This window comes from Selenomonas bovis DSM 23594 (assembly GCF_000381005.1).
Lineage (GTDB): Bacteria > Bacillota > Negativicutes > Selenomonadales > Selenomonadaceae > Selenomonas_C > Selenomonas_C bovis.
Genome location: NZ_KB908403.1, coordinates 1 through 13930, shown reverse-complemented (window position 1 = coordinate 13930; position 13930 = coordinate 1). Strand labels below are relative to the sequence as shown.

At 63.6% G+C, this 13930-nt stretch carries 9 protein-coding genes; 7 read left to right on the top strand and 2 right to left on the bottom strand.

Translation table 11 applies throughout. The features are described 5' to 3' along the window. Positions 1–132 precede the first annotated feature (132 nt). Complete coding sequence (locus F599_RS0110205) at positions 133–2508, bottom strand: homocysteine S-methyltransferase family protein (RefSeq protein ID WP_019543433.1); 2376 nt, start codon at positions 2506–2508, stop codon at positions 133–135. Positions 2509–2694: 186 nt separating this feature from the next. Then, entirely contained in the window at positions 2695–3381 is a 687-nt protein-coding gene (locus F599_RS0110200; RefSeq protein WP_019543432.1) for a 5-methyltetrahydrofolate--homocysteine methyltransferase, read from the bottom strand. Positions 3382–3607: 226 nt separating this feature from the next. Between F599_RS0110200 and F599_RS0110195 the strand changes: the two genes are divergently transcribed. From F599_RS0110195 to F599_RS0110165, 7 genes are all read left to right on the top strand, one after another. Further along, positions 3608–4372, top strand: a complete 765-nt coding sequence (locus tag F599_RS0110195; protein ID WP_019543431.1) for a ParA family protein — start codon at positions 3608–3610, stop codon at positions 4370–4372. Further along, positions 4359–5306 (top strand): ParB/RepB/Spo0J family partition protein, encoded by a 948-nt coding sequence (locus F599_RS0110190; RefSeq protein WP_019543430.1) that lies wholly within the window; start codon positions 4359–4361, stop codon positions 5304–5306. The genes F599_RS0110195 and F599_RS0110190 overlap by 14 nt, the downstream gene beginning before the upstream one ends. Before the next feature lie 255 nt (positions 5307–5561). Next, on the top strand, positions 5562–6071 hold the full coding sequence (locus tag F599_RS0110185) for a DUF4446 family protein (protein WP_019543429.1): 510 nt from the start codon (positions 5562–5564) through the stop codon (positions 6069–6071). 386 nt (positions 6072–6457) lie between these two features. After that, complete coding sequence (locus F599_RS0110180) at positions 6458–7498, top strand: M23 family metallopeptidase (protein WP_019543428.1); 1041 nt, start codon at positions 6458–6460, stop codon at positions 7496–7498. Between the two features lie 456 nt (positions 7499–7954). Further along, positions 7955–9061 carry a class II glutamine amidotransferase domain-containing protein gene (locus F599_RS0110175; protein WP_019543427.1) on the top strand — a complete coding sequence of 369 codons (1107 nt, stop codon included), beginning with the start codon at positions 7955–7957 and terminating at the stop codon, positions 9059–9061. Further along, positions 9049–10680 carry a glutamate synthase-related protein gene (locus F599_RS0110170; RefSeq protein WP_019543426.1) on the top strand — a complete coding sequence of 544 codons (1632 nt, stop codon included), beginning with the start codon at positions 9049–9051 and terminating at the stop codon, positions 10678–10680. The genes F599_RS0110175 and F599_RS0110170 overlap by 13 nt, the downstream gene beginning before the upstream one ends. 147 nt (positions 10681–10827) lie before the next feature. Then, positions 10828–13164: an FAD-dependent oxidoreductase gene (locus F599_RS0110165; protein ID WP_026327948.1), complete on the top strand. Its 2337-nt coding sequence runs from the start codon at positions 10828–10830 to the stop codon at positions 13162–13164. Positions 13165–13930: the final 766 nt, after the last annotated feature.

Below are 13930 nucleotides of genomic sequence, written 5' to 3'. Positions count from 1 at the left end.
GAGGGTGGCACCATACCGTTGCCGCGATAGGAACCGGGCCAGGGAAGGAGCGTTCCTTCTCTGGCCCGGTTTTGAGGAACTGCTGATGCATCAGTGGTCCCTGGATGCCTGTACATGGTTTGCGGCGCGGTCTTACTCCGCGCCGACGATTTCCTTTGCGAGCTTGACGGCCTTGACGCCGTCGCTGGCGTAGGCGTCGGCACCGGCACTGTCGGCGTAGTCCTGCGTGACGGCGGCGCCGCCGACCATGACTTTCGCGCGGCAGCCGGCCGCATGGAGCTCCTGGACGACCTTGTCGATCTGGGTCATCGTCGTGGTCATGAGCGCGCAGAGGCCGACGATGTCGGCGTCGTGCTCGATGGCGGCGCGCACGATGTCTTCGCTCGGGACGTCCTTTCCGAGGTCGATGAGGCGGAACCCGGAGTTCGCGAGCAGGGCGCCCGTGATGTTTTTGCCGAGGTCGTGGACGTCGCCCTTGACGGTGGCGATGACGACGGTGCCCTTGTCCGCGGTCGCAGCCGCGGGGATGAGCTCCTTGAGCTTTTCAAAGGCCGCGCGCATGGTCTCGGCGGAGAGCAGGACCTGCGGCAGGAAGACGCGCCCCGCGCCGAAGTCGACGCCGATGTCGTTCATCGCGGCGGTGAGGGCTTTCTCCGTGATTTCGTTGCCGTCGTGGCCTTCCTGCAGGGCTTTTTCGACGAGGCCGGCGATCTCGTCCTTTTCCCCGTCGATGACGGCCTGCTTGATGGCCGCGAGGATGGGGAGGTCGGTCGTCTTCGCGGTGGCGGCCTTTTTCGGCGCGGCGAGGTTCGCGGCCTGCTTGCTGAAGGCGATGCCGTTCGGATCGTCGCCGAGCAGGGCGGCGCTGGCCATGAGGGCGTTCTGCATCGCGTCGTCGTAGGGGTTCATGATGGGAGCGTCGAGGCCGCCGGCGAGGCTCATCGCGAAAAAGGTGCTGTTGATGAGCGGGCGGTTCGGCAGGCCGAACGAGATGTTCGAGAGGCCCATCGTCGCGGGATAGCCGAGGTGCTCGCGGTAGAGCGCGAGCGTGCGGAGCACCTGGCGGCAGGCGTTCTTGTCCGCGGAGACGGTCATGACGAGGGCGTCGAGGAGGAAGTCGCCCTCCGTGAGGCCGTAGCGCTCCGCCGCGCGGATGATGTACTCTACGGCGGCGAGGCGGTCCTCGGCGGTCTTTGGCACGCCGTCCTCAGTGATGGGCAGGCAGAGGATGGCGGCGCCGTATTTCTTCGCGAGCGGCAGGAAATCGTGGATGCGCGCGTCCTCCGCGCTCACGGAGTTGATGAGGGCGCGGCCCGGATAGACGCGCAGGCCGGCCTCGAGGGAGCGCGCGTCGCTCGTGTCGATGACGAGCGGCGCGTCGGTGATCTGGGCGATCTCGCGCACGGCGCGCTGCATGGCGGCCGCCTGGTCGATGCCGCCGACGCCCATGTTGACGTCGAGGAGGCGCGCGCCTGCCTTGACCTGGTTCACGGCCTCCTTCTTGACGGAGAGCAGGGAGCCTTCCTTGATCTCCGCGGCGAGCTTCTTGCGGCCCGTGGGGTTGATGCGCTCGCCGATGAGGACGGTCGGCAGATCCCGGTCGATGGTGACGGTGCGGCTGCGGCTCGCGAGCTTGAGCAGGCGGCGGCCCCGCGCGCGCACGGGCTCCGCGAGGCCGCGTACGCTTTCGGCGAGGGCTTTGATGTGCGCGGGCGTCGTGCCGCAGCAGCCGCCGAGGTAGGTCGCGCCCGCCGCGAGGAGCTTCGGCCCCCAGGTGCCGAATTCCTCCGGCCCCATGGGGAAGCAGGTCTTGCCGTCCTTGAGGAACGGCATGCCGGCGTTCGGCTGGACGCTGATGGGGGCGCGGCAGCTTGCGGCGAGTGTCTTGGCGACGGGGACGAGCTCCTCCGGGCCGAGCGAGCAGTTGACGCCGATGACGTCCGCGCCGAGGCCGTCGAGGATGACGGCGGCGGACTCAGGATCCGTGCCCGTGACGGTGCGCCCGTCCTCGCTGTAGGAGAGCTGGCAGATGATGGGGAGATCCGTGACCTCCTTCGCGGCGAGCAGCGCGGCGCGCATCTCCTGGATGTCGATGCAGGTCTCGATGATGAGGTAGTCCGCGCCCGCGTCGGCAAGGGCTTTTGCCTGCTCGCGGAAGCCTTCGTAGGCCTCCTCGAAGCCGAGGTCGCCGAGCGGCTCGATGAAGCGGCCCGTCGGGCCCATCGAGCCCGCGACCTTGGCGCGCGTGCCGGCCGCCTCCTTCGCGATGCGCACAGCGGCGGCATTGATTTCCTCCATGCGGTCTGCGAGGCCGTAGTGGTCGAGCTTCAGCCGGCTCGCGCCGAAGGTGTTCGTCTCGATGATGGTCGCGCCGGCCGCGATGTATTCCTCGTGGATGGCGCGCACGACCTCCGGTGCATCGATGTTCATGAGCTCGGGGCAGGCGCCGGGCTTTAGGCCGCCCGCTTGGAGCATGGTGCCCATGGCACCGTCGAAAATATGGATCATGGGAACTTCCTTTCCTATCTATGGTTGGATGCTTAGGGAACCGCTGATTAAATGAGGTGCTCCGGATTTACGTGGATGCGCTGTATCTCTCTAGGAGACAAAACGCAGGCGTAGCCGAAGCTACGCTGAGGATTTGTCGACGACGAGAGGACAGTGCAGACGCGTGAAGACGGAGTGCCGAATTAATCAGTGGTTCCTTAGAACTTTCCGCGACGGGCAGTCGAGCTTATTGCAGGCGGCGCAGCCCTGCGGCGAATGCTGCTCCTCCGCGTCCGCCCGGATTTTGTAGAGGCCGATGATGGCCGTGACGCTCTTGCGCGGCACGAGCATGAGCGAGGAGGAGAGGTGCACGCCGATGCTCTCCGCGCGCGAGGTGCGGATGAGCTCCGGCTGCTGCTCGAGCGGCCAGTCGCCGTAGCCGGGGGAGAAGCGCCAGCGCATGCCGTAGCCCTGCGCGGCCATCTTCGGCGCGATGGCCTTCTCCATGCCGTCGGCGATCTGTTCGACGGCTGTCGTGGCGGCGGCGTCGAGCAGGACGGAGCTCGCGTACGCTCCCTGCTCGAAGCGCTGCGTGACCATGTCCTCGATGTCGTCGCCGACCGTGGCAGCGAGCAGGATGACCTTGTCGCAGCCCGCGAGGTGTGCACCGATCTTCTTGCCCTCGATGGTGAAGGGTGGTGCGGACTGCACGGTCTGCGTCTCGCAGTCGTAGTTATAGAGCTCCCAGACGCCGCGCGGCTGGGCGAGCAGCAGCGCGTCCTCGCAGGCATCGAGGATGCGCTGCTCGTCGAAGTCCTTCGCCTTCATGAGGCCGGCGTAGCGCCGCGTCTCCTTGGGGTCGATCCGCAGCAATGGTGCATGATAAACGGGCATGGGCAACACTCCTTTGGAGAAATCCGGATGTTTCACGTGAAACATCGCCGGGAAGTGTAGATTTTTTTCTGAATTTCGCCTATGATAATAGAAGAGTTTTAGGCAATCGTCCGGCGTCGGCAGCGCGAAGCGTGCGCGCCGGGGGTAGTCTCTATACTATCAATTATAGCGGGCAAATTCAAGATTTCATGCCATATATGTTACAAAAAACAAAGAGGGTGATTCCTTGGCAAAGATTTTGGCCATTGCCAATCAGAAGGGCGGCGTCGGCAAGACGACAACGTCGGTAAATCTCGCCGCGTGTCTCGCCGCGAAGAAGAAACGCGTACTGCTCGTGGACTGCGATCCGCAGGGGAACGCGACGAGCGGCTACGGCATCCAGAAATCGGAGCTCGACGGGACGATCTACGATGTGCTCATCAACGGACAGGGCATCGACGACGTGCTCCAGAAGACGGAATATCGCGTCGACGTCGTGCCGGCGAACATCGAGCTCGCAGGCGCGGAGGTCGAGCTCGTCGCGGCGATCTCGCGCGAGACGCGCCTCAAGAAGGCGCTCGATGGCGTGCGGGAGCGCTATGACTTCATCGTCATCGACTGCCCGCCGTCGCTCGGCCTGCTCACGCTCAACTCGCTCGCGGCCGCCGACGCCGTGCTCATGCCCATCCAGTGCGAGTTCTACGCGCTCGAGGGCGTCTCGCAGCTCATGAATACGATCCGCCTCGTGCGGGACAATCTGAATCCCGCCCTCGCCATCGAGGGTGTCGTCATGACGATGTACGACAGCCGCACGAAGCTTGCGGCCGATGTCGTGGCCGAGGTGCGCAAGAACTTCGGCGACATCGTCTACAAGACGCTGATCCCGCGCACGGTGCGCCTCTCGGAGGCGCCGTCCTACGGACAGCCCATCCTCTACTATGACAAGCGCTCTAAGGGCGCGGAGGTCTACATGGAGCTCGCGAAGGAGGTGCTCAAGCGTGAAAAAAAGTAATCGCGGCGGTCTCGGCGGCAAGGGGCTCGGCGCGCTGTTCGGCGAAGGCGCGAAGATGACGCCGCAGGAGGGCCAGGTCCGGCAGCTCGCCGTCGGCGACATCCGCGCGAACAGGTTCCAGCCGCGCGCGGAGTTCGATGAGGCGGCGATGGAGGAGCTCAAAGAGTCGGTGCGGGCCTACGGCGTCCTGCAGCCCGTCCTCGTGCGCCGTCTGCCCGAGGGCGGCTACGAGCTCATCGCGGGCGAACGCCGCCTGCGCGCGGCGAAGCTCGCGGGGCTCGATGAGATTCCCGCCATCGTGCGCGCCTATAACGACGCGGAGACGAGCGAGATCGCGCTCATCGAGAACCTCCAGCGCGAGGATCTCGGCCCCATCGAGGAGGCGCGGGCGTACGCGCGTCTCCTCGAAGAGTTCCACCTCACGCAGGAGGCGCTCTCCGCCAAGGTGGGGCGCAGCCGCTCCCATATCGCGAATTTTCTGCGGCTCATGAAGCTCGATGAGAAGGTGCAGGACTATCTCGCGAGCGGCGTGCTCACGATGGGGCAGGCAAAGCCGCTCGTCTCGCTCCCCGATCACGCGCTGCAGCGTGAGGCGGCGGACTACATCCAGGAGCACGAGCTCACGGCGCGCGCGAGCGAGGCTCTCGTCAAGCGCCTGCTCGCCGCGCCGGACGCGCTCCGGGCGGAGAAAAAGGCACAGCCGCTCGACGCCCATCTCCAGGAAGCGCAGGAGCGCCTCACGCAGTCTCTCGGCACAAAGGTGCGCATCCTGCCGGGCAAGAAGAAGAGCCGCATCGAGATCGACTGCTACGGCGACGAGGACATCTCGCGCATCCTCGAGCTCCTCGCGGGGCAGGCGAGCGCGGCGGCGGAAAAGCAGAAGAAAATCGAGGCGCTGCGCAGGGTGTCGACGATGGGGAAATTCACCGTCTGACCGCATCTTTTCCCGGGGATGCGCATTCATGCCGCACCCCGTATGCGCGCACTTGCATCGCCTAGACGCTGTATGTGATTTGTGATAAACTAAGTGCGTGCCAGCCTGTCCGTAGGGCATTCGGGGCAGAACGCCCGCCCTGGCCGCATCGCATCTCACATCATGCGTGTGGCGCGTCCAGGGCATTGCGGCAGGTGTCGGCAGCAGGGACGGCGATATGTTTCACGTGAAACAATGGAAGGGAAGATTCTGGTTTTGGATATTCAACAAGTCTCGAAGTTCGTCATGAACAATCTGATGTATATCACGGCGGGGCTCGGCGTGCTCGTCATCATCATGTACGGCATCATCATCAACCTCTGGATGAACCTCTCGTATCTCAAGAAGCGCTACCGCAAGATGATGACCGGCGTCGATGGGGCGAATCTCGAGCGACTGCTCATCGGCCATATCGACGAGGTCAAGCAGGTCGTCGAGGAGAACCGACGCATCGACGCGGAGAACCAGCGCATCAGCGCGCTGCTGCAGAGGGCCATCACGCGCGTCGGCGTCGTGCGGTTCCGCGCGTTCGACGACATGGGCAGCGATCTCAGCTATGCGGTCGCGCTGCTCGACGCGGAGAACAACGGCGTGATCCTCTCGAGCATCTTCGGCCGTGAGGACTCGCGCAGCTACGTCAAGCCCATCCAGGCCGGACAGTCTTCCTATACGCTCACGGAGGAGGAGCAGCAGGCGCTCCATCAGGCGATGGGGCAGAATGCGTAATCCGCGTTAGGCATGCTAGGGGAAATATAACTTCAAAAGGAAAGGGCCTTATGCTATAATGAAGCGTAAGGCCCTTTTTGCGTCTGCAGCGCGGCATGCGCGACGGCGCGAACGATGCGCCCGCGTGCGGTGAGACGCGGGCATGGCCTGGCAGCCGGCGATTCTTCGCTGCTGGCTGCTTACTTGTATCGGATATCGCAGAGCCCGGGAGGAGCAGCATGCCGCGGGTTCTTTTGTGCTGGAGGGACGCAGCGGCGTCTCTTGGCTGTTGCTGCGAGGATCATCGTTTGAGGCATACGGCGCGCGCTGGCGCGCTCAGTTCAGGCAACATTTCCTGAGGGCGGCGTCGCCCGCGGGGTGTTTGCCGCTTTGGCAGGAGGAATTTCGTGGAACAGGGAAATCAGCAGGGGCAGGATCATAGCGAGGAGACGCAGGTCCTGCCGACCGTGCAGGCGCCTGAGGAGCAGCTGGAAGAGCAGCCGGGAAAGGCAATGCAGCAGGAAAAGAAACAGGAGCACTATACCATCAAGATCGTGCCGGAGCACGGCGATACCGTGCACAGCATCCGCCTCTCCGCGCGCATGCTGAAATACGGCGCGGCGACGCTCGCGGCGGGCGCGCTGCTCTTCGTCGGCGCGTTCAGCTACGGCGTTTACAGCACGATGACGGCGAAGAGCGACGCGGCCGAGATCTCGGAGCTGCGCGAGGTCAACAACATCCAGCAGGAGCAGCTCCTGCAGCTCTCGAAGAAGGCCTATGACCTCCAGCAGCAGATGGAGGAGCTCACGCAGATGGAGCAGGAGTTGCGCCGCCAGACGGGCGCGCCGGCGGCTGACGACGCGGCGGGCAGCGCTGCGGATGGCGAGAAGCACGACGGGCAGGGCGGCCCGGTCATCGCGCCGGACGTCGCGAATGTGCGCGAGACGCTCGACGATCTCGAGCAGCGCCTCGCCAAGCGTCGCGCGAGCCTCGAGCAGCTCAAGCAGACGATGCGCGACCAGCAGACGGCGCTCGTGCCCGCTGGCGGCCTCTCCTTCGGCGGGGCGTCCGTCACGACCCCATCCATGTGGCCGGCGCGCGGCGATGTGAGCTCGCCCTACGGCCTGCGCTGGGGCGGCAGCGACTTCCACCCCGGCATCGACATCGCGAACGACATGGGCACGCCCATCGTCGCGACGGCGGATGGCACGGTCACGACGGCCGGCTGGAACGCCGGCGGCTACGGCAACATGGTCGACATCGACCACGGCAACGGCATCATGACGCGCTACGGCCACGCGATGCAGGTCGTCGTCGTCCCCGGCCAGCACGTGCGCCGCGGTCAGGTCATTGCCTATATGGGCTCGACGGGCTTCTCGACCGGCCCGCACGTTCATTACGAGGTGCGCGTGAACGGCACGCCGGTCAATCCGGTCGGCTATCTCTGATTTCCTAGCGATGGCGCGGCTGCGATGGCGGCGCGCCATCGCTAGGGAAAGGCGCGCATTTCGCGTGAAAATATGATGCGACGCGCGATGTATTGAAGGGGATTGAGTAGGAGCGATCACGCCGCCGTTTCCGCGGCTGGCAGCCCGGCAAGGGCGGAGAAAATCAATTCCTACTATAGATATAGCGCCAGTTCTCCCAGCAATACGAAACGAGTGAAGCAGCGTCCCGCAGCCGCGGGGCGCTGCTTTTTCTCGTGCGTGTATTCTTGTATACTCAAGAAATCTTATTGACATAGCAAGTATACATTTTTATAATAGTAGTTACGTAACGCCTTATTCTCTAAAGGCGCACAAATGTGTATATTTTAAGGACGACGGCGTCCTATCCTGAGGCTTTGCTCTTTGCCCCCTGATTCCAGGCCGCATGTCGTCCCCGCCATTAAGGGAGAGACAGATATGTGCAGAATCGGTTCAATCAAGAGCAAGGTGCCCATCCAGCCGTCGATGGCGCTGAAGCTCATGCTGCCACAGCAGGAGGGCCACGATAACTCGGGTTTCGCCATGGTCATGCAGGACCTCTACGGCATCTTCTCTGGCTACAAGGACAAGCCGCTGCTCTCGATGGCTGTGACGCAGAAGGGCGCCCAGCTCGTCGAGGAGTACATGGACGCGCACAACTTCATCCAGGTCGCCGAGTGGATCCCCATCCCGGACAAGCGCCCGGGGCTCGATATCCAGGCCATGCCGTACTACATTTTCCGCAACTACGACTATCCTGAGGAGACGAGCCACATGACGCAGCAGGAGAAGGAAGACCTGCTGCTCGACACGCGCCTCGCACTGCGCAAGATCCTCGAGAAGGCCGACGCTGGCTATGTGTATTCGTTCTGGCCGGATGTGCTGACGCTCAAGGAGATCGGCGATCCCGCGGACATCGCGACGTATTTCCACCTCTGGGACGACAACGGCTGCCTCGTCGCGAAGTCCATCGTCGCCCAGTGCCGCCAGAACACGAACTACGACATCGTGCGCTACGCTGCGCATCCCTTCTTCCTGCAGGGCTACACGCTCTGCGCGAACGGCGAGAATACGTTCTACACGAAGAACAAGGAATTCCAGAAATCTCTGCACCGCGGCTACATCGGCTTCGAGTCCGACTCGCAGTGCTTCCTCAACACGCTCCACTATGTGCATCATGAGCTCAAGTGGCCGCTCATCTATTACAAGCATGTCATCACGCCGCTGCCGTTCGAGGAGATGGCCGAGCGCGAGGACAAGGACGTGCTTTCCTCCATCCGCCAGAGTCTCGCGAACCTCGAGATCAACGGCCCGAATACCATCATCGGCGTGCTGCCGGACGGCACGATGATGACCTGCTGCGACAGCAAGAAGCTGCGCCCCGTCGTCGTCGGCCGCACGGATGATATGGTCGCGATCTCCTCTGAGGTCTGCGGCATCAACGAGATCATGCCGAACCGTGACGAGACGCAGGACATCTACCCAAGCGAGCGGGAGATCGTCACGATCGATGAGAACCTGGAGGTAAAGAGATGGAAGCAGTAAAGACTCAGGACGTGGGAGTGAACGATCTCCCCTGGATTATCGAATACCATGCGGATCGCTGCACGATGTGCGGCAGCTGCGTCGCGAGCTGCTCGTTTAACGCCATCAAGGTCGTGATGCAGAAGCAGTCGCTCACGGTCTCCGAGGCGAGCGTGCCGACGCCGAAGCATACGCATATCGCGCGCCCCATCATCAAGCAGGTCGCGAGCCTCACGGACTTCTGCCGCGGCTGCGGGATGTGCGAGAAAATCTGCCCGAATAACGCGATCCATCCCGTGCGCAACCCCGACCAGCGCCGCCACCTGCTCGCGAAGGACAACGGCCCGCTGAAGCGCGGCGGCCGCACGAACCTCAACGCGCAGCGCGCACTCGACTCCATCGTCGTCGGCCGCATCTCGCAGATGACGGACCCGTCGCTCGATGCGGCGCGCCATACGTTCGACATCCGCGCGCCGTTCGGCCGCGTGCTCGACTCGCATGAGCTGCCGTTCGAGATCGTGGACGGCAAGCTCGTGAAGAAGCACCGCACGCCGCCCGTGCAGTGGATCTATCCGCTCATCTTCTCTGACATGTCCATCGGCGCGCTCTCGACGCGCGCCTGGGAGGCCGTCGCGCTCGCGGTCGGCTATCTCAACGAGAAATGCGGCCTGCCCGTGCGCATGAGCTCGGGCGAGGGCGGCATGCCCGTGAAGCTCCTCGAGTCGGAGTATCTCAAATACTTCATCATCCAGATCGCCTCCGGTCATTTCGGCTGGAACCGCATCATCAAGGCGATGCCGCACATGGTCACGGATCCGGGCGGCGTGCTCATCAAGATCGGCCAGGGCGCGAAGCCCGGCGACGGCGGCCTCCTGCCCGAGGCGAAAGTCGCGGAGCACGTGCAGGCCATCCGCGGCGTGCCGAAGGCGACGCTCGCCTCGCCGCCGAACCATCAGGGCCTCTACTCCATCGAGGAGAGCGTGCAGAAGATGCATCTCTCGATGAACGCGGCCTTCGGCTTCCGCGTGCCGGTCGCCATCAAGTGCGCGGCGTCGGCGACGAGCGTCTCCGTCTACAATAACCTGCTGCGCGATCCGTACAAGATTTGCGGCGGCTTCTTCATCGACGGCATCCAGGGCGGCACCGGCGCGGCGAACGAGATCTCGCTCGACCACACGGGCCATCCTGTCGTCAGCAAGATCCGCGACTGCTACCTCGCGGCGGTCAAGCAGGGCCGCCAGGGCCAGATCCCGCTCTACGGCGGCGGCGGCATCGGCATGACGGGCGACGCCGCGGCGGATGCGTTCAAGATGATGTGCCTCGGCGCGAACGGCGTGTTCGTCGGCAAGGTGCTCATCCAGCTCCTCGGCTGCGTCGGCAACGAGCAGGGACGCTGCAACTCCTGCAACACGGGCAAATGCCCGATGGGCATCTGCTCGCAGGATCCGCGCCTCGTCAAGCGCCTCGACGTCGACCGCGGCGCACAGAAGATCGTCGACTATGTGCTGACGTTCGACAAGGAGCTCAAGAAGCTCATGGCGCCAATCGGCAACAGCTCGCTGCCAATCGGCCGCAGCGACGCCCTCGTCTCGACGGACAAGGCCGTTGCGGATCGTCTCGGCATCCAGTACGTCTGCTGATGGGACGGGCGCGGAAACAAGCGTGCAAGCAGGCAGGCATGGATTCCGCGACGTTCCTGGTTGTGGCGAGAGCCGGAGAGGGGAGACGCGGGCGGCCGCTGCTGCCAGGCGCCTTTCCCGGCTACGATGAAGTAAGGGGAGCAAAGCATGTTTAAGATAGAGACAATGAAAGGCCATGAGCGCATGTCCACGCAGGACCTCCTCCTGGCCATCGAAAAAGCCGTCAAGGACGGCGAGACGGAGTTCGAGATCGCGGCCTCCGGTCAGCACGACATCGGCGGCCCGCTCTGGAACGCGGACGGCAAGACGCTGCATTTCCACGTGACGAACGCCGGCCAGCGCGTCGGCTCCATGTGCCTGCCCGGCACGGAGATCGTCGTCGATGAGTCCACGTCGGCCGATGTCGGCTGGCTCAACGCGGGCGGCCTCATCACCGTGCGCGGCGACGCGGGCGACACGGCGGGCCACTGCTCGTCGGGCGGCCGCATCTACATCGGCGGCCGCGCCGGCACGCGCACGGGCTCGCTGATGAAGCACGACCCGCTCTACGAGGAGCCGGAGCTCTGGATCCTCAAGAACGTCGGCTCGTTCTCGTTCGAGTTCATGGGCGGCGGCCGCGCCGTCGTCTGCGGCTGGGACAGCGAGGCTTTTGACTCCGTGCTCGGCGAGCGTCCGTGCGTCGGCATGGTCGGCGGCGTCGTCTACGTGCGCGGCCCCATCGACCAGCTGCCGGGCGACGTGCGCCCGCACGCGCTCGCGCAGGAGGATATCGACTTCCTCGCGGGCGGCATGGACAAGTTCCTCGCGGCCGTCGGCCATGAGGAGCTCGCGGCTGAGCTCTCCGACTGGAGCCAGTGGCAGAAGCTCGTGCCGCTCACGCAGGCGGAGAAAAAGGCGCTGCCGAAGCCCGCGGGCGTCGCGGCGTTCCGCCGGACGGAGTGGGTTAAGGGCGGCATCTTCTCCGATGTCGCGCACGATGATTTCGCCGTGCACAACACGCTCTCGCACGGCCTCTACCGCCTGCGCGTGCCGAGCTGGGACAACGCGAAATACGCCGCGCCCTGCGAGTTCCACTGCCCGACGGGCATCCCGACGCAGCGCCGCCTCGGCCTCATCCGCCAGGGCAAGCTCGACGAGGCGCTCCAGCTCGAGCTCGACTACACGCCGTTCCCCGGCTCCGTCTGCGGCTCGGTCTGCCCGAACCCCTGCATGGACGGCTGCACGCGCGGCACGATCGACTTCCCCATCCAGATCGGCGACCTCGGCTACAAGTCTGCGTTCACGCCCGTCGCTGCGCCCACGGAGCACACGGGCAAGACCGTCGCCGTCATCGGCGGCGGCGTCGCCGGCCTCTCGGCGGCCTGGCAGCTCGCGCGCAAGGGCCACAGCGTCACCGTCTATGACGACGCCGCGCATATCGGCGGCAAGCTCGAGCAGGTCATCCCGCGCGGCCGCCTTTCGCACGAGCTCCTCGAGGCGGAGCTCAAGCGCATCGAGAGCGTCGGCGTGAAATTCGTCTCCGGCTGCAAGGTCGACCGGACGAAGTTCGCCGCCCTCCAGAAAGAAAACGATGCCGTCATCGTCGCGACGGGCGGCACGAAGTCCCGCTTCTTCCCGTGGGAGGGCGTCGAGCACCTCACGATGGGCCTCGAGTACCTCAAGGCCATCAACCGCGGCGAGAAGCCCGCGACGGGCAAGCACGTCGTCGTCATCGGCGCCGGCAACTCCGGCATGGACACCTGCCGCGGCGCCTACGAGATGGGCGCTGAGACCGTCGTCGCCGTCGATGTGCAGAAACCGGCGGCCTTCGCTGACGAGATCGCCTACATCGAAGGGCTCGGCGGCAAGCTCGTCTGGCCGTTCTTCACGAACAAGATCACGAAGGAAGGCGTCTACGCAAATGACGGCCGCTTCATCCCCGCCGACCAGGTCATCGTCTCCATCGGCGAGGAGCCGGTGCTCGACTTCCTGCCGGACGACGAGCGCATCCAGTATTTCCGCAAGAGCTGGCTCGTGCCGGACGCACAGCAGGCCATCCTGCCGGGCGTCTTCACGGCGGGCGACACCATCAAGCCGGGCCGTCTGACCGACGCCATCGGCAGCGGCCGCAAGGCTGCCTGGTACGCCGACCAGTACCTCCGCGGCACGGCAGAGCCCTTCCCGGAGAAACAGGAGATCCCGGCCGAGCGCCTCAGCAAGGCGTATTTCGACCGCTGCCACTTCTGCGACCTCGGCGATCCCGTGGACGACCACACGCGCTGCGTCTCCTGCGGTACCTGCCGCGACTGCAAGATGTGTCTCGAGAGCTGCCCCGAGGAAGCCATCACGCGCAAGGAAAATGCGGACGGCTCCTGGGAGTATGTCAGCGACCCCGAGCGCTGCATCGGCTGCGGCATCTGCGCCGGCGTCTGCCCCTGCGGCGTCTGGACCATCCAGCCCAACCCGGAGAAGATCCCGATGTACTCGACGGGACAGCAGGCATAAAGCGGCGTGACTTGAAGAGAATATAAAGAAAAGCTCATCCGACTACGGTGTTGGATGAGCTTTTTCCTATGGCAATCTCTCAGCGTGTAAGCCGCAGGCGCAGTGCGAGCGACGAAGGTTACCGCAAGGCGATTTTAGCAGCGATGTTTCACGTGCAACAAGACGCAGGGTATCCTGCCGCTCCTCTACGAGTGCCATGCAAGGAACGCCGCAGCGTTCATGATTTTTGGTTCTACGATGCCGGATTCGAGGAAATCCTTATCCCCGGTCAGGATAACGCCTCGATTTGGAGAAGACACTGCCTTTAATAGGCCCGGAATGGAGTCCCTTGCCCTGTGATGGATGGAATGTGAATTAGAAAACCTCGGCAATCTAAATGAGAATTGGCAATCATTGGTATTGAGGTGATGTGAAATGCCCTTATACAAGGTTGGAATACCGTAGCTTGAAAGTGTATGGAAAAATTGGCGCAGGACACCCAGCCCTGAAAAATTGAATTTTTTTCAGGGTTCATGCACTCTCACATTTGCGCTCATGCCAAGCATCTATGTGAATGGTTCGTTGTAAAATGAAGTTGAACAGTTAATCAAAAACAAAAACCCATAGCGACTTCCTATGTTAAAATGGTTCTGCAAAACAATCATCAACAAAGGAGTATCGCTATGGATCAGAACTATTTTAACACAGATGAGGCTGTTCGTAAATCAGGAAGTCATCTCACGCTCGCTGAACGAGGGATGATCCAAGCTCTGCATAAGAAGGGGAT

Bases quoted from the DNA above. Each gene is read 5' to 3' on its own strand.
- F599_RS0110170 (WP_019543426.1), top strand. From the start codon at position 9,049: ATGGAAGCAGTAAAGACTCAGGACGTGGGAGTGAACGATCTCCCCTGG.
- F599_RS0110165 (WP_026327948.1), top strand. From the start codon at position 10,828: ATGTTTAAGATAGAGACAATGAAAGGCCATGAGCGCATGTCCACGCAG.
- F599_RS0110200 (WP_019543432.1), bottom strand. From the start codon at position 3,381: ATGCCCGTTTATCATGCACCATTGCTGCGGATCGACCCCAAGGAGACG.
- F599_RS0110175 (WP_019543427.1), top strand. From the start codon at position 7,955: ATGTGCAGAATCGGTTCAATCAAGAGCAAGGTGCCCATCCAGCCGTCG.
- F599_RS0110205 (WP_019543433.1), bottom strand. From the start codon at position 2,508: ATGATCCATATTTTCGACGGTGCCATGGGCACCATGCTCCAAGCGGGC.